The 1288-nt window shown below is 71.5% G+C and carries 2 protein-coding genes; both read left to right on the top strand.

The window, feature by feature from the left end; all coding sequences use genetic code 11:
- The first annotated feature begins 512 nt into the window (after positions 1-512).
- Positions 513-689 carry an SPOR domain-containing protein gene (locus I59_RS21920; protein WP_148286109.1) on the top strand — a complete coding sequence of 59 codons (177 nt, stop codon included), beginning with the start codon at positions 513-515 and terminating at the stop codon, positions 687-689.
- A 60-nt stretch (positions 690-749) separates the two neighbouring features.
- Positions 750-1288: glutamine synthetase beta-grasp domain-containing protein (locus I59_RS05875; protein ID WP_022903067.1), on the top strand; the 539-nt coding region annotated here is incomplete at its 3' end.

Raw genomic sequence — 1288 nt, 5'->3', positions numbered from 1 at the left:
GGGACGGGCCGCTGCGGGGAGATCCGGCCGGCGGTCAGGTGTCCGTGTGCGTCCCGGGGCATGCCGACCACTCTATCCGGGCGCGCGGGACCCGAGTTTCGGCCCGTGCACGCCGAGACTCGCCCTGGGCGACGGATCGTGCGCGCTCGCGCGCGAGACGTGTCGCCCACGGCGAGACTCGCCCCGCAGGACGCGACCACGACGCGACCGCCTGGAGGCCCGGTGCCTGCCCTGTTTACCTTCTCCTGTCCTCCAGGCGGTCGCCCTGCGCGCCCCGAGACTCGGCCTGCGCGCCCCGAGACTCGCCCTGCGCGCCCCGGGACTCGGCCTGCGCGCTCCGAGACTCGCCCTGCGCGCTCCGAGACTCGTCGTGAGCGACAGTTCTCGCGCGCTTTCGCCCGAGAACTGTCGCTCACGCCGAGACTCGCGCCAGCCCCCGGCCCCGGCCCAGCCCCCAGCCCGCCCAGCGGCACGCCCGGCCCGCACGCCCCCGCCGTGGGTACGGTGGCGGCATGAGCGACGAACGCATCGAGTCCCAGTGGTGGTTCAACGAGAAGACGCACGCCGTCGAGCAGGGCCCGCAGTCCCCGCAGCGCGACCGCATCGGGCCGTTCGAGACCCGCGAGGAGGCGCAGCACGCCCTCGACCGCATCAAGGCGAACAACGAGCGCTGGGACGACGAAGACTGACCGGAGAACCAATAGGCTGAGACTCCCAGCTGGACCAGCTGCACCACGGAAAGGGCGTCAATGGACAAGCAGACGGACTTCGTGCTCCGCACCATCGAGGAGCGCGGCATCAAGTTCATCCGACTCTGGTTCACCGACGTCATCGGGACGCTCAAGTCGGTCGCGATCGCGCCGGCCGAGGTCGAGGGGGCCTTCGCCGAGGGCATCGGCTTCGACGGCTCCGCGATCGAGGGCCTGACCCGCAGCTACGAGGCCGACGTGCTCGCGCACCCGGACCCCTCGACGTTCCAGATCCTCCCCTGGCGCGGCGAGATCGACCCCACGGCCCGGATGTTCTGCGACATCACGACGCCGGACGGCCAGCCCGCGGTCGCCGACCCGCGCAACGTCCTGAAGCGCACCCTCGCGAAGGCGAGCGAGCGCGGGTTCACGTTCTACACGCACCCGGAGATCGAGTTCTACCTCCTGAAGAGCCGCGAGTGGAAGGACGGCGGCCCCCAGCCCGTCGACCAGGCCGGCTACTTCGACAACGTCCCCGGTGGCAGTGCGCACGACTTCCGCCGCCGCTCGGTCCGGATGCTCGAGGACTTCGGCATCTC

Origin of the sequence: Curtobacterium sp. B8, assembly GCF_000333315.1 — a bacterium.
Taxonomy (GTDB): Bacteria; Actinomycetota; Actinomycetes; order Actinomycetales; family Microbacteriaceae; genus Curtobacterium; species Curtobacterium luteum.
Note: the sequence above shows the minus strand (reverse complement) of the source record. Positions and strands in the feature narration are given on the sequence as shown.

Coding starts and splice junctions, on each gene's coding strand:
- I59_RS21920 (WP_148286109.1), top strand. CDS start 513: ATGAGCGACGAACGCATCGAGTCCCAGTGGTGGTTCAACGAGAAGACG.